19 protein-coding genes are annotated in these 20,763 nt (G+C 39.9%); all 19 read right to left on the reverse strand.

The features are described 5' to 3' along the window. Window positions 1-696 precede the first annotated feature (696 nt). A complete protein-coding gene (locus tag NCY30_RS09365; protein WP_044920531.1) occupies window positions 697-1,110 on the reverse strand; it encodes a hypothetical protein in 414 nt (137 codons plus the stop codon). 124 nt (window positions 1,111-1,234) lie between these two features. Further along, on the reverse strand, window positions 1,235-2,518 hold the full coding sequence (locus NCY30_RS09370) for a S1C family serine protease (protein WP_130096652.1): 1,284 nt from the start codon (window positions 2,516-2,518) through the stop codon (window positions 1,235-1,237). 78 nt (window positions 2,519-2,596) lie between these two features. Then, a complete protein-coding gene (locus tag NCY30_RS09375; protein ID WP_243117858.1) occupies window positions 2,597-3,274 on the reverse strand; it encodes a peptidoglycan recognition protein family protein in 678 nt (225 codons plus the stop codon). Window positions 3,275-3,373: 99 nt separating this feature from the next. Then, window positions 3,374-4,402, reverse strand: a complete 1,029-nt coding sequence (locus tag NCY30_RS09380) for an aldose epimerase family protein (protein ID WP_006428535.1) — start codon at window positions 4,400-4,402, stop codon at window positions 3,374-3,376. 227 nt (window positions 4,403-4,629) lie between these two features. Next, the gene (guaB, locus tag NCY30_RS09385; RefSeq protein WP_006428536.1) at window positions 4,630-6,084 is read right to left on the reverse strand and encodes an IMP dehydrogenase; all 1,455 of its coding nucleotides are present in this window, start codon (window positions 6,082-6,084) and stop codon (window positions 4,630-4,632) included. A 135-nt stretch (window positions 6,085-6,219) separates the two neighbouring features. Continuing rightward, window positions 6,220-6,711 (reverse strand): DUF6106 family protein, encoded by a 492-nt coding sequence (locus NCY30_RS09390; RefSeq protein WP_006428537.1) that lies wholly within the window; start codon window positions 6,709-6,711, stop codon window positions 6,220-6,222. Window positions 6,712-6,826: 115 nt separating this feature from the next. Continuing rightward, complete coding sequence (gene groL, locus NCY30_RS09395; RefSeq protein ID WP_006428538.1) at window positions 6,827-8,449, reverse strand: chaperonin GroEL; 1,623 nt, start codon at window positions 8,447-8,449, stop codon at window positions 6,827-6,829. A gap of 39 nt (window positions 8,450-8,488) precedes the next feature. Then, a complete protein-coding gene (locus tag NCY30_RS09400; protein WP_006428539.1) occupies window positions 8,489-8,773 on the reverse strand; it encodes a co-chaperone GroES in 285 nt (94 codons plus the stop codon). A gap of 114 nt (window positions 8,774-8,887) precedes the next feature. Then, entirely contained in the window at window positions 8,888-9,196 is a 309-nt protein-coding gene (locus tag NCY30_RS09405) for a hypothetical protein (protein WP_022415148.1), read from the reverse strand. 65 nt (window positions 9,197-9,261) lie between these two features. Beyond that, window positions 9,262-10,044 (reverse strand): GTP-sensing pleiotropic transcriptional regulator CodY, encoded by a 783-nt coding sequence (codY, locus tag NCY30_RS09410; protein WP_006428541.1) that lies wholly within the window; start codon window positions 10,042-10,044, stop codon window positions 9,262-9,264. Between the two features lie 64 nt (window positions 10,045-10,108). Further along, window positions 10,109-12,193: a type I DNA topoisomerase gene (topA, locus tag NCY30_RS09415; RefSeq protein ID WP_022415147.1), complete on the reverse strand. Its 2,085-nt coding sequence runs from the start codon at window positions 12,191-12,193 to the stop codon at window positions 10,109-10,111. 28 nt (window positions 12,194-12,221) lie between these two features. Next, window positions 12,222-13,316, reverse strand: a complete 1,095-nt coding sequence (gene dprA, locus NCY30_RS09420) for a DNA-processing protein DprA (protein WP_161170440.1) — start codon at window positions 13,314-13,316, stop codon at window positions 12,222-12,224. Between the two features lie 16 nt (window positions 13,317-13,332). Further along, on the reverse strand, window positions 13,333-14,886 hold the full coding sequence (locus NCY30_RS09425) for a YifB family Mg chelatase-like AAA ATPase (protein ID WP_055303951.1): 1,554 nt from the start codon (window positions 14,884-14,886) through the stop codon (window positions 13,333-13,335). Window positions 14,887-15,117: 231 nt separating this feature from the next. Then, window positions 15,118-16,212 carry a lysylphosphatidylglycerol synthase transmembrane domain-containing protein gene (locus tag NCY30_RS09430; protein ID WP_055181835.1) on the reverse strand — a complete coding sequence of 365 codons (1,095 nt, stop codon included), beginning with the start codon at window positions 16,210-16,212 and terminating at the stop codon, window positions 15,118-15,120. Beyond that, the gene (locus NCY30_RS09435) at window positions 16,181-16,903 is read right to left on the reverse strand and encodes a polysaccharide deacetylase family protein (RefSeq protein WP_250818684.1); all 723 of its coding nucleotides are present in this window, start codon (window positions 16,901-16,903) and stop codon (window positions 16,181-16,183) included. Before NCY30_RS09435 ends, NCY30_RS09430 begins: the two co-directional genes overlap by 32 nt. Further along, window positions 16,903-17,976 (reverse strand): MGDG synthase family glycosyltransferase, encoded by a 1,074-nt coding sequence (locus NCY30_RS09440; RefSeq protein ID WP_250818685.1) that lies wholly within the window; start codon window positions 17,974-17,976, stop codon window positions 16,903-16,905. Before NCY30_RS09440 ends, NCY30_RS09435 begins: the two co-directional genes overlap by 1 nt. A 115-nt stretch (window positions 17,977-18,091) precedes the next feature. Then, window positions 18,092-18,715 (reverse strand): RNA polymerase sporulation sigma factor SigK, encoded by a 624-nt coding sequence (gene sigK, locus NCY30_RS09445; protein WP_055194621.1) that lies wholly within the window; start codon window positions 18,713-18,715, stop codon window positions 18,092-18,094. Window positions 18,716-18,819: 104 nt separating this feature from the next. Next, window positions 18,820-20,058, reverse strand: a complete 1,239-nt coding sequence (locus tag NCY30_RS09450) for a peptidase U32 family protein (protein ID WP_006428551.1) — start codon at window positions 20,056-20,058, stop codon at window positions 18,820-18,822. Window position 20,059: 1 nt separating this feature from the next. Next, a complete protein-coding gene (locus NCY30_RS09455; protein WP_173784695.1) occupies window positions 20,060-20,725 on the reverse strand; it encodes an O-methyltransferase in 666 nt (221 codons plus the stop codon). Window positions 20,726-20,763 lie beyond the last annotated feature (38 nt).

The raw sequence follows: 20,763 nt of genomic DNA on the forward strand, positions 1-20,763 counted from the left end.
GGTTCGACATTAAATGTCTGTTCTGAATAATTCTCTTTAGAATTTTCAGGGTTGTTGTCTATTGTTTAATTATCAAGGTTCTTTGTCTTTGCTGTTTGAAACAGCTTATTTAGATTATCATATTCATCGACGTTTGTCAAGAACTTTTTTAATCTTTTTTTCGACCAGCTTTCCAGCTGTTCGACCGCTATCCTTCCGCCAAACTTTCGTTTGTCTCAAGCGACAGCTTATTTAGAATATCATAAGCAGTTGTGTTTGTCAACTGTTATTTTATTCTTTTTTCAAAATTGATTTGTATCAATTCTGAAACTTCCGAAACAATTCACAGCGAATCATTTCTCTAATATATAACTATCTAATATACAATCTTGCATTCCCACTCATGCATATCTTCTATTTATTATATATCTCTAATACTGTCTTCTGCGTTGACTCTGTTACCTCACGGCCTCGTCTCTCGCGACAGCTAGACTAATATATCACAACGGGATTTGAATTGTCAATATTGTTTTTACATTTTCTGCAATTCAGATAATTCTGACAATTATCTTTTGCATAATCTTCCTTTTCTTATAAGGAACAAGTTCTTTTGCATTTTAATGTTTCCAAATAAAATACTCACAAAAAAATACTGACCTGCCTATTTGCCAAGTCAGTATTTTAGATAATTCGTTATCGGTATACTCCCTTAATTAATTATCTCAGCAGCATGAATGCAATTAATCCAGCTACTACGATGATAGCAATTGCAAGAATAATGATTGGTGCTTTTGACATCTTCTCTTCTTCTTCCTCAATATCATCATAAAAATCATCCTCTAATTCCTCTCTGCGCTGCGGTTTTGGAGTTGGTTTCTTTTTCTTTCTTCCATCCCCTACTGCAAGGAGTTCATCATATGCATCTCGCATTTCCTGTTCGCGTTTTTCACGTACCTCTTTCGGCGGTATATTCGAATACTTCTGCTCTTCAGGCTCCGGCTTTTCTGCTCTCTTCTGTACTTTGTGAGCACTTTGTGGAATTTTGAACTTCTTTTTGCAATTATAGCACAACAGATAATTCGGATCTTTTTTTCCTGGTCTTAATTCCTGACCACATATTGGACACTTCATATGAATCTGTCCCTCCCCATAGTGTATTATTTCAAACTGTGCTTTCAGACCTTTCGGCTGTGTATATCTTACATACATTGACATTATACTACATCAATTTGCAAATATCAATTTTTTATCCAAATTATTCAGATTGTTTTCCTAATGTTACTTCAACATCTTTTTTCTCATATTCGCCATTCTTGCTCTGTGTCTGAACTGTAATTTTTACCTTTTCTCCGGCTTTATAATATTGAAGCTGTTCCTGAAGTGCATCCATTCCATCTACTGTTGTTCCTTCAATTCCTGTAATAACAGCACCTTTTGTAATACCAGCCTTTTCTGCACCACCACCGGAAATAACTTCTGATACATATACACCCGTCGGCATATTATACATTTGAGCACTGTCTGATGTTACATCTACACCCTTAATTCCAATATAGCCTCTTTCGGATTCTGCAACTTTTGTTTTTGTTTTCTGGTTCATAAGATTCGTAATCAGATCGCTTACATCTGATACAGGAATTGCATATCCGATTCCTTCTACTGTCTCGGTTGCAATCTTTGCAGAATTAATACCAATCACTTCTCCGTTCGCATTTAAAAGTGCTCCACCACTGTTTCCAGGATTAATAGCCGCATCTGTCTGAAGAAGTTTTCCGTCATAGCTGTCCATTGTACGTTCTTTAGCGGATACGATACCGGTTGTTACTGACTGTCCATATCCAAGCGCATTACCAATTGCGATTACCTGATCTCCCACCTGGGTTTTATCCGAATCACCCAAGGTTGCTACCGCAATCTTATTCATCGTTGAATCTTTGATCTTACTTAAAGGAACTGCTACTACCGCAAGGTCTTTATCCGAATTCGTTCCCTTAATATCAGCTTCTACACTTTCTTCATCTATAAATGTTACAGTCAATGTACTGCTTCCTTCTACAACATGATTATTCGTTACAATCAATAATTCTGAATCATTCTGACCTACGATAATACCTGAACCCGCGCTCTCACTTTTCTGTTTCTGTGTACCTCCGAAGAAATTCTGTACCTCCTGCACGCTCATATTTGTAATAGAAACAATGGATGGCATTGCATTCTTTGCGACCTCTGTTACATTAGCCGTACCCGAAGAACTGTTAGAAGATGTTGTCAGTTTTGCACTATTGGCTGTCGTTGTTGTTTTTGCAGTTTTGTTTGTTGTCTGTGTGGTTCCCAAAACTTTTCCAGCCACAATATTACTTGTCTGAAATGCCGCACTTGCAACCACTCCGAAAACCAGTCCTGTACATACCACTTTTGCCCATCTTGAGGCGCCCTTTCCGTGTTTTTTCTTCGGACCTTGATCCTGGTTTCCACCCGTGCTGTAATTTTCTGTATTCATATTCTGATCGGATGTATAATAATTATATTGATTTTCCATATCTGATTGCCCCTTTCATATCTTATGCTTGTAGTTTACAGCTCAATTGTGTTTAATCTGTGATAAAAGTAAGGAGATTTATTGATATTCCTCTAATTTTTTCAGTTTTGTTCCTATATCACTTTTGAACTTTCTCCACGCATCCTCATTTTCCACAAAATATTTAGGGCAAATCTTTCCGGTCACATCATAATGTCTTATAACATCATTTTCATCCAGATCAAATTTCAGACACAGCCATGCACAAAGATCCACCATGGATTGATATGTCTTTTTATTAAAAATTCCCGTCTCGTCCGGGTGACAGCATTCAATTGATACTGTATCAATATTCCTGCTGTTTGAAGCATATGCTATCTCCCACGTCGGTACACACTGAACAATCTCTCCTTCCAGTCCTACAACAAAGTTGCTGCTTGCTTTCGTAATGTGGCTATCTTTCAGTCCCTCGAAGTAGTCACGGTTATTCATAGCTGTGGCACCGGGATTCGCTGTATAATGAACCACAATTCCGGTAATCTTATTTGTTGCAATCCCAGGCCGGGAATATTCATTCGGTGTCAGCAGTTCTACGTCTATATCCGGCTTTACGGAATCTATGTAATCACTTTTATTTTCCGTATATTCTTTCGACTGCTCCTGTTTTTTTAAAGTTGTCACCACACAAAGCAAAACCGTTATTATAATAAGAATAATCAATCCTTTTTTAGAACGGCTCAGCGTTTTATTCTTTTTTCTTTTCCTGCTTCGTTTCATTTTTATCTCTTTTTTATCTCTCCATATATAGTACACTTTCATCTATCTTATCATTCATTTTTAAATGTCTTTTGAAGAGATTCTTATATTTTTATGAAATTAGCAGAATTTGTATACAGTTGTCGTATCATATACTTCTCCGGCCTTTGTGATCGGAGATTCAAAATTTTCTTTATGAATGGCATCTGGGAAGTACTGTGTTTCAAAGCATATACCATATCCTTTTTCATACACAGCTCCCTCTTTTCCTTTTGATCCTGCAAGGAAATTACCGGAATAGAACTGTATTCCCGGAAGGTCAGTATACACTTCCATCTTAATACCTGTCTCTTCAGATTCAGCAGAGGCTGCTTTTCTGAATCCTTTTCCATTTAATACCCAGTTGTGGTCATAGCCGCCTGCCAGCTTCAGTGGTGTATAATCTGCTCCGATTTCTTTTTCAACGACTTTCTCTTTTCTAAAATCCATCGGTGTTCCTTCTACCGGAACTACCGTTCCTGTCGGAATCAGTTCTGCATCTGTTTCAGTAAATGCATCTGCATCTATCCACACCTTTGCGTTCCATGCCGTTCCGGAAGCATGTCCTGATAAGTTAAAATAGCTGTGATTTGTCATATTCAGAAGAGTATCCTGATCCGGAATTGCATGATAATGAATCTTTAATTCATTTTCTTCTGTGATTGTATAAGATACCTCTATTTTCACTTCTCCCGGGAATCCCTGATCCCCATCCGGACTTACAAGTGCAAATACCACATGTGTATCATCCTCTTCTTTTACATCCCACATTCTTTTATTATAGAAATCAATTCCTCCATGAAGTGTATTTTTCCCATTATCGTTCTTTGTCAGTTCATATTTCTTTCCGTTCAGTTCGAATTCGGCCATTCCAATACGGTTTGCCACACGGCCTACTGTAGCCCCCAGAGAATCTCCTCCATTCTCGTAATCCTCCAGTGTCTCATATCCAAGCACAACATCCTGCGTCTTTCCATCTTTATCCGGTACATAAAGTTTCAGTAAAGAAGCTCCAAAATCTGATACCACTGCCTCCATTCCTTTGCTGTTTTTCAGTACATAACAGCTTGCTTTTTCCCCGTTCTTTGTTGCTCCAAATTCTTTTTTCATGTCCAGGTATCTCCTTTTTTCTTTATATTTTTTAATATTACTTGTATATTTATTATTCTCATTTATATACCAAGTACACTATCTAAATCTTATTATACTCTATATATTCACCGCTGAAAACCTTGATGCAAAGAAAATTTTATTATATTTTTTATATGCCAGATCTTTCCAATTTTTTCAAATATGTAGTTAAAAAGGCGCCGTTTTCACGACGCCTTAATCTTTCTTTATTCATCTACACTGTAGTTTGGTGCTTCTTTTGTAATGTGAATATCATGTGGATGACTTTCTTTTAATGAAGCAGAAGAAATCTTTACGAATTTACCTGTCTGTTTCAGATCTTCAATTGTCGCTGCTCCGCAATATCCCATACCGGAACGAAGGCCTCCCATCAACTGGAATACTGTATCTTCAACGCTTCCTTTATAAGCAACTCGTCCTTCTACACCTTCCGGAACCAGCTTCTTCGCATCTGTCTGGAAGTAACGGTCTTTGCTTCCATTCTCCATTGCTGCGATAGATCCCATACCACGATATACTTTATATTTTCTACCCTGGAATAATTCGAATGTTCCCGGGCTCTCATCACATCCTGCAAAGATACTTCCCATCATACATACATTTGCTCCGGCTGCGATTGCCTTTGTCATATCTCCTGAATACTTAATTCCTCCATCTGCAATGATTGGAATTCCGTATTTATCTGCTGCTTCGTAGCAATCCATAACCGCTGTAATCTGAGGAACACCGATACCTGCGATAATACGTGTTGTACAGATTGATCCAGGTCCGATTCCAACTTTTACAGCATCGACACCAGCTTTGATCAGATCCTCTGTTGCAGCTCCTGTAGCAACATTACCTGCGATCACCTGCAGATCAGGGAATTTACTCTTGATCATGTCTACTGTATGAAGCACGTTTGCTGAATGTCCATGAGCCGAATCAAGAACAACCACATCAACCTTTGCATCTACCAGTGCCTGTGCTCTTTCAAGGCAATTTGCTGTGATTCCGATTGCTGCTCCACAAAGGAGACGTCCCTGAGCATCTTTTGCAGATAACGGATATTTAATCTGTTTTTCAATATCTTTAATCGTAATAAGACCTTTCAGATTGAAATCTTTATCTACGATCGGAAGCTTTTCTTTTCTTGCTTTTGCAAGAATCTTCTTTGCGTCTTCCAATGTGATTCCCTCCGGTGCTGTAATAAGTCCTTCGGAAGTCATCGATTCTCTGATCTTTTTAGAGAAATCCTCTTCAAATTTCAAATCACGGTTTGTAATAATACCAACTAATTTCTTTCCTTCAGTGATCGGCACACCTGAAATTCTGAATTTCGCCATCAGGTTATTCGCATCTTCCAGTGTGTTATCCGGTGACAAGTAAAATGGATCTGTAATGACGCCATTCTCGGAACGCTTTACCTTGTCCACTTCTTCTGCCTGCTGTTCGATTGACATATTTTTATGGATAATTCCGATGCCCCCCTGTCTGGCCATTGCAATTGCCATGCGGTGCTCTGTAACGGTATCCATTCCAGCACTCATCATCGGAATGTTTAACTTAATTTTTTTAGTCAGGTAAGTAGATAAATCTACCTGGTTCGGAATTACTTCTGAATATGACGGAACCAAAAGCACATCATCAAATGTAATACCTTCTCCAATTATCTTTCCCATGATTTGAACCTCTCTTTCTTTTGTTTATTCATATTTAACAGCTATCTTAGCGAATCACACCTACATTTGTCAACATCTTTTGAAATGTTTTTATTTTAATACAATATTTTTTTCAGTTTTTGATTAATTTTCTGATTACTTTCTGATTACTTTTCTAGGTGCTTTAACAAAGAATCCTTCAACAATTGTCTCATTTGGTTCGAACAAAACCTTGCACACTTCGCCTTTATTTGAAGCGATCAGCGCATAAATTTTCTCATCTTTTTTTCCAGATGTGTAATCATATGTTTTAATCTTTTTATACTGCATTAATTCTACCGCCCCGACCGGTGCCAGAAGTTCCATCTGATCTGCATCTACAGAAAACATCCTTTTTCTTCTGGCCTTATTCATGATTTTGTCAATATCAAGATCACCATTTACAAATACATACTCATACTCCACATTCAGATTGCGGAACATCAGCACATCGATCACGATCATCACAACCGGTAATATAATTCCCACCGGTATAACAAAAACCAAAAGCACTGACACAACAGTTAATGCTATCAGTCCCACTTTCTTAAGTGTATCCTTTGAGTCCGCCTGTTTTTTTATCAGCTGCTCTGTGTAAAAATCATCCATTTTTCTTTCCTCCAAGTCTGCTTTAAGCTATGTCTATTGTAGCACACCTGACAGTAAAAAGAAAACTCCTCTGACGAGGAGTTCTCAAAAATTTAATATATATACCGTTTATGATTTACATCATACCCATGCCCGGATTTCCTGCCGGCACAGCTGGTGCATCTTCTTTGATATCAGCCACAACAGACTCTGTTGTAAGGAGTGTAGAAGCAACAGATGTTGCATTCTGAAGCGCACTTCTTGTAACCTTTGCCGGATCAAGAATTCCGTTTTCAACCATATCTACATACTGTTCTGTCAGGGCATCAAATCCTGTTCCGACTTCTGACTCTCTTACTTTGTTAATAATAACAGCACCTTCGAGTCCTGCATTTGCAGAAATGTGGAATAACGGAGCTTCCAGGGCTTTCAGTACAACTTTGGCACCTGTCTTCTCATCGCCTTCCAGTTCTTCAATTGCCTTAGCAACTGCTTTTGATGCATGGATATAAGCTGATCCACCACCGGAAATGATGCCTTCTTCTACTGCTGCTCTTGTAGCATTCAGAGCATCTTCCATACGAAGTTTTGCTTCTTTCATCTCAGTCTCTGTTGCTGCTCCGACACGGATAACAGCTACTCCGCCTGCAAGTTTTGCAAGTCTTTCCTGCAGTTTTTCTCTATCGAAATCAGATGTTGTCTCTTCGATCTGAGCCTTGATCTGTGCAACACGATCTGCGATTGCATTCTTGTCTCCCATGCCATCAACGATGACTGTATTTTCTTTCTGTACTTTTACAGATTTTGCGCGTCCAAGCTGATCCATAGTTGTATCTTTCAGTTCCATGCCAAGCTCTTCTGAAATTACCTGACCACCTGTCAGTGTAGCGATGTCTTTTAACATCTCTTTTCTTCTGTCGCCATATCCAGGTGCTTTAACTGCAACAACATTGAATGTTCCACGCAGTTTATTAACGATCAGTGTTGTAAGAGCTTCTCCTTCGATATCCTCTGCAATGATAAGAAGTCTTGCTCCCGCCTGAACGATCTGCTCCAAAAGTGGAAGGATTTCCTGAATGTTAGAAATCTTCTTATCTGTGATCAGGATATATGGATCATCCAGATTAGCCTCCATTTTGTCCATGTCTGTTGCCATATATGCAGATACATATCCGCGGTCAAACTGCATCCCTTCTACAAGGTCCAGCTCTGTCTTCATAGTTTTAGATTCTTCAATTGTGATGACTCCGTCATTAGATACTTTTTCCATAGCGTCTGCTACCATCTGTCCGACTTCAGCATCACCTGCTGAGATTGCTGCTACTTTTGCAATCTGGTCTTTGTCTTTTACTTTGCTTGACATCTTTGCAATTGCTTCAACAGCCACATCTGTAGCTTTCTTCATTCCTTTACGAAGAATGATTGGGTTAGCTCCTGCTTCCAGGTTCTTCATACCTTCATGAACCATTGCCTGTGCAAGTACGGTTGCTGTTGTAGTACCGTCTCCGGCTACATCATTTGTCTTGGAAGCGACTTCTTTAATCAGCTGTGCTCCCATGTTCTCAAATCTGTCTTCCAGTTCGATCTCTTTTGCAATTGTAACACCATCATTTGTGATCAGTGGTGCTCCGAATGATTTATCCAGAACTACATTACGTCCTTTTGGTCCGATTGTTACTCTTACTGTATCAGCAAGTTTATTAACGCCTTCTTCCAAAGCTCTTCTTGCTTCTGCACCATATTTAATTTCTTTTGCCATTGGTATCTACCTCCTGAAATATATAAATGATTTGCTTAATTACTCACAGATGGCTAAAATATCATCTTGTTTTACGATGATGTATTCTTCGTCATCGATCTCAACATTTGTTCCTGCATATTTGGAATAAATTACCTGCTGACCTGCTGTAACGTGCATCTCAACTTCTTTTCCATTTACCATTCCGCCTGGTCCTACAGCGATAACCTCTGCCTGCTGTGGTTTTTCTTTGGACTGTCCAGGGATCACGATTCCTGACTTTGTAGTCTCCTCTGCTACACACTGTTTTAATACAACTCTGTCACCTAATGGTACTAACTTCATATCTATTCCTCCTTAAATCATTTTCTGTATTATTAGCACTCAACAAAAGAGAGTGCTGAAAGATTCTAGATATAAAATAGCACTCTCTTTTTGGTTTGTCAACACACTTTCTATTTAGTTTAGAAGTTTTTTATAAAATCCGTTTTGTATTTTGAATTTCATCACTTTTCCAGCCTTATTCCAGTAACGTTCTTTTATAATTCCTTTACATATCACCGGATCTTCTAAATTCTCAATGCTGCATTCATAAATACCATCCAATGAATATGATGTAAGTTCCGCTTCTTCAGATACCAGATACAACGTTTCTTCTTCCTCATCATATGCTATGATCTTACATAAATATTCCGTTTCATCAAAAAAACTGTCCTCCAGAATCACACGTTCCATTCGGAGTTTTGCTGTACATCCTTCATATCCCACTGCCTGTATCCTCCTTTTATAGTATGAAAAGGGTATCAGTCGCCCGATACCCTTTATAATTCTTATTATTTTGTACGTTCTGCTTTAATGCGGTCCAGTTCAGTAAATACGTAATCATTGATTACTTTAATATACGTTCCTTTCATTCCCGAAGAGCGGGATTCTATTACCCCTGCACTTTCGAATTTTCTAAGAGCATTTACAATAACGGATCTTGTAATTCCTACTCGATCTGCAATCTTACTTGCAACAAGGATTCCTTCGGCTCCATCCAGTTCATCAAATATATGAATGATCGCCTCCAGTTCCGAATAAGACAATGTGCTGATCGCAGACTGTACAATATGCTCTTTTCTGGTCTCTTCTGCACTTTCTTCATTCACGGATCTTAACATCTCAAGGCCAACGACCGTCGTTCCATATTCGCTCAGAATAATGTCATCAATTTCATACACCTTATCTTTTTTATAAATAAAAAGTGTTCCAAGTCGTTCTCCGGCAATGTCAATAGGTGTAATGATCGCCTGGTAACCTTTGACAGTTTCTTCGGAAAATCCAAGTGTCTGAAGATTTACATTTTCTTTTGTTGATAAGATACTAAGCAGGCGCTCATTCAGCATATCATCTACATGCTTTCCGATCTCTCTCTCGATCAATTCGGTAATGTAAGGCACACCTTCACATTTGCTTCCGCCAAGCACTTTTCCTTTTTTACTGATCACCAATACGTTCGAATCCAGAATCTCTGTAAGGACTTCACAGATATCGTTAAATACGACTTTGCTCGAACTGTTGTTATGCAGTAATTTGTTGATTTTTCTGGTTTTATCCAACAATTGTACGCCCATTTACATTCCTCCATCCTTATGAATGTATATTATCATACAATTCTGAAACATTCAACGAATTTTCCTAATTTTCCTTAGTATTTTCAATATTTTCTACATATCCACACTGTTCATCACTGCAGACCAGTTTATTTCCCTTTTCAAGCATATATGCGCCACATCTCGGGCATTTTTTTGTTGATGGCTTCTGCCATGACATAAATTCACATTCCGGATTATCTTCACATCCGTAATATCTTCTTCCTTTTTTCGTTTTACGGATTACAACGTCTTTTCCGCAGATTGGGCATGGTACTCCTATTTTTTCCAGATATGGTTTGGTGTTACGGCAATCCGGGAATCCTGGACAAGCCAGGAATTTTCCATGCGGACCATACTTCACTACCATATTACGTCCACATTGTTCACAGATTACATCTGTAACTTCATCTTCTATTTTCACCTGTTCCAGTTCTTTTTCAGCTTTTTCTACTGCTGCTTCCAGATCTGGATAGAAGTTTTCAATAATTGTTTTCCATCTGACTTTGCCTTCTGCGACTCCATCAAGAAGACTTTCCATATTAGCTGTAAAGTTCACATCTACAATACTTGGGAATGACTGCTTCATAATATGATTTACAACTTCTCCAATCTCAGTCAGATAGAGATTTTTATTTTCTTTGGCCACATAACGTCTTGCAATAATTGTGGAAATTGTCGGCGCATAAGTACTTGGACGGCCGATTCCGAGTTCTTCCAGTGTCTTAACCAGTGTTGCTTCTGTATAATGAGCCGGCGGCTGCGTAAAGTGCTGCTTCGTATCAAGGCTTTCCTTCGTAAGAACCGAATCCATATCGAGACCTTTTAATAATACATTGTTCTCTTCTTTTGCCTCTCCCGCTTCTGTGTACACACTTTTGAAACCTTCAAATGAAACTTTGGATGCGGCAACAGTAAAACGGTACTGTCCTGCTGCAATCTTAACAGAAGTGGTCTCATATCTCGCCGGTTGCATTCTGCTGGCGATAAAGCGTTTCCACACAAGCTGATACAGACGGAACTGATCCCTGCTCAGGAATTCTTTCACTGCTGCCGGAGTTCTGGTTACATCAGTCGGACGAATCGCCTCATGCGCATCCTGGATGATTTTCTTATCAGAAGTCTTCTTTGCATCACCCTCCGCTACATATTCTTCTCCGAATCCTTCTTTGATATATTCTCTTACTGCTGCATCTGCTTCCTCTGAAATACGGGTAGAATCAGTACGCAGATATGTGATCAGACCTACCGTTCCACTGCCCTTGATGTCAACACCTTCATATAACTGCTGCGCAATACGCATTGTCTTAGCCGTCGCAAAATTCAGCGCTTTAGACGCTTCCTGCTGAAGTGTACTGGTTGTAAAAGGTACCGGTGCTTTCTTTGTTCTTTCTCCTTTTTTTATGTCTGCAACAGAATAATCTGCATTCTCTACTTCTTTGACAATTGCATCCAGTTCTTCCTTTGATGAAATCGTCACCTTATTTTTCTCTGTTCCATAGAATTTAGCCGTAAGAAGTTTTCTTTCGCCTTTCACTTTCAGATTCGCATCAAGTGTCCAATACTCTTCCGGTATAAATGCATCTATCTCCTCTTCTCTGTCTGCAATAATTCGAAGTGCAACAGACTGTACACGGCCGGCACTTAATCCCCTCTTAACCTTTGCCCACAAAAGCGGACTGATCTTGTAGCCTACAATTCTGTCCAGGACACGACGTGCCTGCTGTGCATCTACCAGATCCATGTCTATCTCTCTTGGATTCTTAAGCGACGCTTTTACTGCATTCTTGGTAATCTCATTAAAACTGATTCGATAAAATTTTTTATCCTCCAATTTTAACGCTTTACTCAGATGCCAGGATATTGCTTCTCCTTCACGGTCCGGGTCAGTTGCCAGATAAATCTTGTCAGCTTTCTTCACTTCCTTGCGAAGCTTTGCAAGGATTTCTCCCTTTCCTCTGATCGTTATATATTTTGGTTCATAATCATTTTCAATATCGATACCCATCTGGCTCTTGGGCATATCTCTTACGTGACCATTCGATGCGGTCACTACATAATTACTTCCTAAAAACTTTTTAATTGTTTTCACCTTCGCAGGTGACTCCACGATTACCAGATAGCGTGCCATAATTTCCTCCATAATAGCGGCTGTATCTTTACTGCAGCCTTATATAATAATTTCTGGATACTTCCTTTACATATCCATTTAATTCTAACGTGATCAGTCTTTCCATTAACTCTGTAACCGAAAGTCCTGTTTCTTTCATCAGCTGATCTGTCCCTTTCGGGAACAAATCGAGACAACTATACACCATAAACTCAGGACTTTCAAGCATTTTTTCACTTTTGTTTCCTTTTTGCCCGATTTCCACCGGATTAATGTTCCATTCATCCATCAATTCTTCCGGGGTAATCAATATCCCCGCTCCCTGCCTGATCAGTCTGTGACACCCCTGACTTAACACACTGTTTACCGGTCCCGGAAGAGCATATACATCCTTTCCCTGCTCCAGTGCAAGATCCGCAGTAATCAATGATCCGCTCCTTTCTTTTGCTTCCATAATAAGTATCCAGTCCGCCAGCGCACTGATGATTCGATTTCTTCTTGGAAAATTCCACGCATACGGCTGGGTTCCTGGTGAAAATTCGGATACTATTCCTCCTTTTTCCTGTATATCCATATACAATCCTATATTCTCTCTTGGATAACAGACATCCACTCCGCATCCAAGTACCGCATATGTCACACCACTTTCTTTAGCCCAACTGCTATTTAACGCTCCTCTTTGTCCTGCACCGTCAATTCCTCTTGCCATACCACTTATTATCTGTATTCCTGCTTCTGCAAGGCTTTTTCCATATTGTAATGCCATCTGTTCACCATACGCCGTACAGTTTCTCGCCCCTACAATCGCCGCACTTTTTCTTTTTTCATCCGGAAGTTGTCCGAGTACATATAATGCATACGGAGGATCGGTAATATATTTCAGTTTTTCCGGATACGTCTTTAAAAAGTACGGAATAAACTGTATTCTTTTTTCTTCTGTCCTTCTCCATTTTTCTTCAAGTTCTGTATCTTTTTTTGCATTCTTTAATATCGCCACATCCTTCTCGTTTAGAAAGCGCAGTTTATCTAACTTAGTTTCTTCTATATAATATATGGCTTTTCCAGATCCATATACCTCTCTTAGTTTTTGCTTCTTCAGATCTGTAATCTCTTTTATTCCTGCCAGCCAGTATTCGTAGATCATCTGCTTTTCTCCTTTCTTAACGTCCCCAATATTTTTTATCCAACGACCGATAAGCGATTGCCTCTTTTAAATGCTTCTCCGTCACTTTTTCACTGTAATCCAAATCAGCGATCGTTCTTGCAACTCGTAAAATCTTATGATATGTTCTCGCTGTCAGCCCCATCCTTTCAAATGCCTTCTCCATCAACTTTCTTTCCGCACTGCCTAATGGAATATAGGTCCTGATTTCTCCCGGTCCAAGCATAGAGTTTGTACGGATTTGCGTTCCCTCATATCTTTTTTTCTGTAATTTTCTTGCTTCTACTACTCTGCTTCGTATTACCTCCGATGATTCCTCCTCTTTTTTTCCTATCCTTTCTATATCCAGTTCCCGGTACTCCACTTTCGGTGTCTCAATACACAGATCCATACGATCCAGAAATGGCTGACTTATCTTTCCAAGATATTTCTGAATCTGTGACGGCGTACATGAACATTTCTGCATATCCGGATAATTACCGCATGGGCACGGATTCATGGCTGCTACCAGCATAAATTCTGCCGGAAATGTAAAATTTCCATAATTTCTGGCAATATGTATCTGATGTTCCTCCAAAGGCTGTCTCAACACTTCCAGTACATTTCTCGGAAACTCTGCCAGTTCATCCAAAAATAACACACCTCCGTGAGCCATACTGATTTCTCCCGGTCTTGGTGTCATTCCACCTCCAACTAATGCAGTCTTCGTTATGGTATGATGAACACTTCGAAACGGGCGCCTGGTGATCAAAGGCTGCTCTTTATCTATCATTCCAAGTACACTGTATATTCTGGTAATCTCCAGGCTCTCCTCCAATGACAATTCCGGTAAAATCGTCGCAATCCTTCTTGCAATCATCGACTTGCCGGATCCCGGCGGTCCTGCCATCAATAAATTATGTCCTCCCGCCACGGCAATCTCCGCTGCCCTCTTCACCGCATTTTGACCACATATGTCTGAAAAATCCTCTTCTTTATTTTCGAAAATATTTCTTTGTGCGGAGGACCTTCCCTGTTTTTTTCTATGTATCTCTTTTTCATCTCCGTTCAGATATGCGCAGAGTTTTTCCAGATTATCAGCGGGAAGAATCTTTATCCCGCTCACAAGCCTGCCTTCTATTTCATTTTCTTCCGGCAAAATACAGGCAGTACAGCCCTGATTCTTAGCTTCCATAACGATTGGCAGCACACCTGACACACCTCTTATTTTCCCCTCCAGACTCACCTCACCAATCACTGCCACACCTTTTAGTGCCTCTTCCGGTACATAATTCATTGCTGCCAGAACCGCCAGTGCAATCGGCAGATCAAACGACGCTCCCCTTTTTCTAACTGTTGCCGGAGCCAGATTCACAATAATCTTCTTAGCCGGTAATTTCATTCCCGAATTGCGAATTGCTGTACGCACTCTCTCTGATGCTTCTTTTACTTCCGAAGACAGATATCCTACCATGTGAAACATCGGAAGTCCGTTACTGACATCAGCCTCCACTCTGATCATCTCTACACTCAGTCCCTGAACAGCTGCAGATAAAACTGTACAAAACGACATCTACATACTCCTTTCTGTATCCGTATCCACCAGGTTCGATCGTGATTCCTGCACCCGGCTTTTTTCGGTACAAGCTTATTAAATTAAATTTACAATTGATATTCCGGCCGAAATAGCCGTTAAAGAAGCAGCTGCTCATCGCATTGCTGCATAGGATAAAACGAAAAAAGAACAGAATATATGATTCCTCATCTTCGTTAAATGTGCAATCATCATATCCTATTCTTTCTGTTATGTCAATATTTTTCCAGTTCCATTTTCTGTTTCCTGTTGCAGTTTGTATTTCGTTCCACTTTGATCTGCACTTCTTCCATTAAAACGTCCTAACACCACACCAAGTATTCCACTTAAGATCAACAGGAAGTAAAAACTGATCCCACGATTCACCAATACTACAGCAGCAACCGGTACCGAAGAAAACATACCGGCAAATAATTTTACAAAAGAAAATTCACTGATTCCTTCCGCTCCCGGAAACGGAAGAAGCGCTGTTGTCATATATAATATAATCTGATGTAAAAAAAGACTTCCAAATGTACTGCCTGCTTCTCCCATTGCATGATATACTGCCCACGGAACGCTGAACCAGCAGATAATCTGTACCAGGCTCACCCCAATTACCTGTAATGTAAGGTTTGGATCTTTTTTAAAAAAATCTTTGCAATTTTCAAAATCGTGTAATATATCATTGATTTTACTTTCCATTTTCTCTTTATGTCTAAATGGAAGTTTCATAACCAAAAAGCGAATCCCTTTTACGATTTTTCTTTTCAGTCTGTCAGATACGATCACGATCATCAGTGCGGCAATAAAAACCAGATTCATAATATAACCAACCAATACCAGTATCAGCATAATTTTATTCAGGTGTATTCTTCCTGTCAGAATCCAGAACGCTGCAATGTTTTCCATCAGAAATGCTGCAATCTGAAAACTCGTAAGCTCTGTTAAAAGTGCCATCGTTCCATGTGCCACGTGGATCTTATCTTTGCTCATCGCATATAGCTGCAATGGCTGTCCTCCGGTCGCCGATGGTGTTACCGAACTGAAGAAATAGCCAATATATGCATATTTCATAGCCTCTTTAAAGCTTACCCGATATCCAAAAGATACTAAAACTTTTCTCAGATTAATACCTTCTGCAATATTAAACACTGCTGCCAGACCAAGGCCTGCCGTCAGCCATTTCGGATCCGCATTTTTCATTGCATTCCATACAGATTCTATATCCGCACCCTTCAATACAATAAATATGACTACGAGCACCAGCAATATAAATAACACAATATATTTTTTAACTGATCTCTGACCTTCCTGCTGTTTCATACTTTTCTTCAATCCTTCTAAATTCATATCCTTGTGCCTTTAACATTGGAATTGCTTTTTTCAGTGCTTCAATTGTTCTTCCCGGTGCACCATTTTCTCCTCTTCCATCATGCAGGCATATCACTGCTCCCGGAAATACACGTCTAAGAATTTTATTGTAGATACTGTCTGCCGTCTCCTTTGCAGACCAGTCCTGCGCCATTACATCCCAAAAAATCAGTTGTAAATGCATTTTCCTGATGCAGTATAAACTCATCAGGTTCAAATGTCCCCATGGTGGTCTGTATTCTTTTACGTCAATTCCCATTTTTCCCATAATCTTCCTGGATTCTTTCAGATCCCTTTTCGTCCTTCCAGGTCCGAACAGCATTGCACTTTGATGACTCAAAGAATGTATTCCTATCGAATATCCACTTTTTTTCATCCGTTTCACAATATCCGGATGTCCCTGTGCAGCTTCCGCTACCATGAAAAAGGTTGCCGGAACCTGTTCCTGATCCAGAAGATCCAGTAATTTGTTCGTATATACGGTATCAGGTCCGTCGTCAAATGTCAGATATAAAACCTTTTCTTCTTTTTTCGCCATCTTTTTGTCTCTGATAATCCAGTGGTACTTCATCAGATATGTTGGAATGATACTATATCCAAGTGCTCCTGCACCTATAATTCCTGCCTTTACTGCTTTCTTCATTATGCCGTCATCCTCTCTTCCATGATCTCTACCGCCTTATCCAGAGAAACATCTATCATTTCCTTCCGGGCATGTCTTACATTCTCATCCATCTGTTTCAGAAGTTTTCTGTCATTCAGAAGTTTTTCCAGTTCCGGGACATAATCCTCGTGTTTTCCCCATACCACTTTTGCAAATCCTTTTTCTGCCGCATACCTTGCATTGTTCATTTCCTGCTCCAGAAATGGATGAATCACAAATAACGGTACCTGACTGTGAAGAATTTCAAACAACGTGATCACAAGATCTGCCCACCGCATATATTTACTGATATTTTCTGTATATCCCAGTACTTTGACATCCTCATACCGGTTCACCCATTCTTCGTACATTTTATGATTCTTTCCCGTAATAACAATGGTCTGAACAGATTGCATACTATGCAATTTTCCCAGTAATCTTCTCAAATCTGGCATGAGGCCAAGTCCGCCTCCCATTACAAGAACTCTGCGAACTTTTTTTTCATTTTCCAGATGATTCCTGTCCATATTCAAGAACTGCTGACGTACAGGAATTCCTGTTATAAGAATATTCTCTGCTTTTGTACCTTCACAGATCAGATGCTCCTTAATCTCCCTGGTAGGTGCCAGATACAGATCAGTCTGATCTGCTTTCCATTCCGGATGCATGCTGATATCTGTAATACATGTAACCAGCGGTGTCGAAAGTCCAGTCTTTTCTTTATATGATGCAATTGCCTTTACACACATCGGATGTGTACAGACAATAACATCCGGCTGTTCCTTTTCCATGATTTTCTTTAACTTTTTATAAATCGCAGCTCCTCTCGGCTGCATTTCTACTTTCATTTTTCCAGACATTTTATAAATAAAGTTATATATTCCGTGGCAATGCTCCACCATCAGACGAAATCCTCCAAAAATAAGTTTGCTGATATGTGGATATAATTCTTCCAGGAGATCTTTTTTTACAATTTCTGTATCTTTATCAAGCTTACGGAACTGTTCACAGATTGCATTGGCTGCCATTTCATGTCCCATTCCAAATCTTCCACTTAACACCAGTACTTTCATAACTGCCACCCTTTCTCACATACCTTCTGATATGTCTCTTTCTTATGGTGTTAAGTATAGACTTTGATTCTTAAAATAATTGCCATATAATTCTAAAGATTTCTTAAAGACTTTTCTAAGAAGGAAAAAAGGCTCTCAGTTTTTCAATTGCGCTCTTCTCAATCCTTGAAACATATGATCTTGAAATTCCCAACATTTTGGCGATTTCGCGCTGTGTATATTCTTCTTCATTATATAATCCATACCGCAATTTCAATACTATGCGTTCTCTTGCAGACAGTTCTGACTCAACTTTCTGATATAATCGTATGACATCTTCTTTTTTTTCGAGCCTGTGATGAACATCTTCTTCTCCCATCTCGATCACATCAAATAGCTGTATCTCATTTCCCTCCCTGTCTGTTCCGATCGGTTCATACAAAGAGACTTCTTTTGACGATTTTTTCTTTCCGCGGAAATGCATCAATAATTCATTTTCTATACAACGAGCTGCATATGTTGCAAGTCTTGCACTTTTTTCCGGATCAAACGTAACAACAGCTTTCATAAGTCCTATTGTCCCAATAGACAGAAGATCTTCCATTTCCTCCGGCGGAGGCTGATATTTTTTTACAATATGGGCAACCAGCCTCAGATTTCTTTCTATCAAAATATGCTTTGCTTCCAGATCACCCTCTGTATATTTTTGCACATAATACTTTTCTTCTGCTGCTGTGAGGGGTTGGGGAAATGATTTCAATACAGCGGCTCCCTCCCCGGCAGTTTTATTATATTCTATGCAAAAAACAGTGATTCTGTGCTTTTCCATTTTTGCACTGAATCACTGTCTTCTTTTCCATAAGATTATTCTGTTTCTTTTTCTGCTCTTCTTAAAATATCATATACCGATGCATCTGCACTGAGTGCCACATAAAGCACCTGTTTCGGATGTGGTGCACTTTCCTGTTCATTTCCATCCTCATCTATGATTTTTTCTACAGTTGCTTCTACATTCTGTCCGTCCGGTTTCATGATCTCAATCACTTCGCCTACCGAGAATTTATTTCGCTGTTCAATCCTGTACAGTCCGTCTTTAATCTCTCCTATGATGCCAAGATATGTGTACTCTCTGATATACGTATTACTGTCATAAATCTGGCTTTCTTCACTTGGTTTTCCAAAATAAAATCCTGTCGTGAACTGACGATAGGTACAATTTGAAATCTGATCCTTGTACCACGGCATATTTGCCTCATATTTCTTCGGATCTTCCAGATAATCATCAATTGCCTTACGGTACGTTCTCGCAACTGTTGCCACATACAGGGCCGTCTTCATACGTCCTTCGATCTTAAAGCTGTCGATTCCGGCATCGATCATCTCCGGAATGTGCTCGATCATACACAGATCCTTAGAGTTGAAAATGTAGGTACCTCTTTCATTCTCATATACCGGCATATATTCGCCCGGTCTCGTCTCTTCTACCACGGAATATTTCCAGCGGCACGGATGTGTACAGGCTCCCTGATTGGCATCTCTTCCTGTGAAGAAATTACTCAAGAGACATCTTCCGGAATAAGAGATACACATTGCCCCGTGGATAAAGCTTTCAATCTCCATCTCTTCCGGGATATGTGCACGGATCTCTTTGATCTCTTTTAACGAAAGCTCTCTGGCTGTTACCACACGTTTTGCTCCCAGGTTCCACCAGAAGTTAAATGTACCGTAGTTGGTATTATTTGCCTGCGTGCTGACGTGTCTTTCAATCTCCGGGCAGATCTCTTTGGCAAGCATAAAGATTGCCGGGTCTGCAATGATCAGGGCGTCCGGACCGATTTCTTTCAGTTCTTTTAAATACTCTGCTGCTCCCTCCAGGTCATCATTGTGTGCAAGAATATTCACGGTGACATGGACTCTTGCGCCATGGTCATGTGCAAACCGCACTCCTTCTTTCATGTCTTCCATGGAGAAGTTTTTTGCCTTTGCACGAAGTCCGAACGCTTCTCCTCCGATATATACTGCATCTGCACCAAACATAACCGCAGTCTTCAACACTTCCAGACTGCTTGCAGGAATCAGTAATTCTGGATGTCTGTTTCTCATCTTATCGATTCTCCTTCTCTTCTTTTTTCTTCTTAATGCTGAGTGCCACACCGTCTCCCAGTGGGATGATCGATGTCTCCAGCACATCACTGTGTTTTAATTCATAGAGATAATCCCTCATCCGGCTGTGGATCGTACGGTTTCTCCGTTCAACCGCGAACCGGGATTCAATGATATCTCCATCCTGTAATACATTATCCGACATTAAGATGCCACCATCCGAAAGCAGTCTCACTGCCTCCGGCATATAGTGGATATACTGTCCCTTAGCCGCATCCATAAAAATAAAATCATACGGGCCTTCCAGTGTCTCCATCACTTCCAGGGCATCCCCTTCGATCAGGGTGATCTGTTCTTCTTTCCCTGCCCGTTTGAAATTATTTCTTGCGATCGGAATTCTTTTTTCATAATTTTCTATCGTTGTGATATGGCTTCCTTCCGGAAGATATTCGCTCATTAAAATCGCCGAAAATCCGACTGCTGTACCGACTTCAAGGACTCTCGCCGGGCGGTTCATCAACATCATGACTTTCAGGAAACTCTGGGTTTCCTTCCGGATGATCGGCACGAAACTATCTAACGCTTCCTGTTCGATTGCTTCTATGACAGGATTCTCCGGACGTTCCAGCGACCGGATGTATGTGACCATACGTTCATCTACGATCATAGTATTCCTACCTCTGTTCTATTTGTTACGGTTTTATC

The organism is Dorea sp. MB18-49 (genome assembly GCF_023669465.1).
Classification (GTDB): domain Bacteria; phylum Bacillota; class Clostridia; order Lachnospirales; family Lachnospiraceae; genus Dorea_A; species Dorea_A longicatena.

Coding starts and splice junctions, on each gene's coding strand:
- NCY30_RS09365 (WP_044920531.1), bottom strand. CDS start 1,110: ATGAAGTGTCCAATATGTGGTCAGGAATTAAGACCAGGAAAAAAAGAT.
- NCY30_RS09370 (WP_130096652.1), bottom strand. CDS start 2,518: ATGGAAAATCAATATAATTATTATACATCCGATCAGAATATGAATACA.
- NCY30_RS09375 (WP_243117858.1), bottom strand. CDS start 3,274: ATGAAACGAAGCAGGAAAAGAAAAAAGAATAAAACGCTGAGCCGTTCT.
- NCY30_RS09380 (WP_006428535.1), bottom strand. CDS start 4,402: ATGAAAAAAGAATTTGGAGCAACAAAGAACGGGGAAAAAGCAAGCTGT.
- guaB (WP_006428536.1), bottom strand. CDS start 6,084: ATGGGAAAGATAATTGGAGAAGGTATTACATTTGATGATGTGCTTTTG.
- NCY30_RS09390 (WP_006428537.1), bottom strand. CDS start 6,711: ATGGATGATTTTTACACAGAGCAGCTGATAAAAAAACAGGCGGACTCA.
- groL (WP_006428538.1), bottom strand. CDS start 8,449: ATGGCAAAAGAAATTAAATATGGTGCAGAAGCAAGAAGAGCTTTGGAA.
- NCY30_RS09400 (WP_006428539.1), bottom strand. CDS start 8,773: ATGAAGTTAGTACCATTAGGTGACAGAGTTGTATTAAAACAGTGTGTA.
- codY (WP_006428541.1), bottom strand. CDS start 10,044: ATGGGCGTACAATTGTTGGATAAAACCAGAAAAATCAACAAATTACTG.
- topA (WP_022415147.1), bottom strand. CDS start 12,193: ATGGCACGCTATCTGGTAATCGTGGAGTCACCTGCGAAGGTGAAAACA.
- dprA (WP_161170440.1), bottom strand. CDS start 13,316: ATGATCTACGAATACTGGCTGGCAGGAATAAAAGAGATTACAGATCTG.
- NCY30_RS09425 (WP_055303951.1), bottom strand. CDS start 14,886: ATGTCGTTTTGTACAGTTTTATCTGCAGCTGTTCAGGGACTGAGTGTA.
- NCY30_RS09430 (WP_055181835.1), bottom strand. CDS start 16,212: ATGAAACAGCAGGAAGGTCAGAGATCAGTTAAAAAATATATTGTGTTA.
- NCY30_RS09435 (WP_250818684.1), bottom strand. CDS start 16,903: ATGAAGAAAGCAGTAAAGGCAGGAATTATAGGTGCAGGAGCACTTGGA.
- NCY30_RS09440 (WP_250818685.1), bottom strand. CDS start 17,976: ATGAAAGTACTGGTGTTAAGTGGAAGATTTGGAATGGGACATGAAATG.
- NCY30_RS09450 (WP_006428551.1), bottom strand. CDS start 20,058: ATGAGAAACAGACATCCAGAATTACTGATTCCTGCAAGCAGTCTGGAA.
- NCY30_RS09455 (WP_173784695.1), bottom strand. CDS start 20,725: ATGATCGTAGATGAACGTATGGTCACATACATCCGGTCGCTGGAACGT.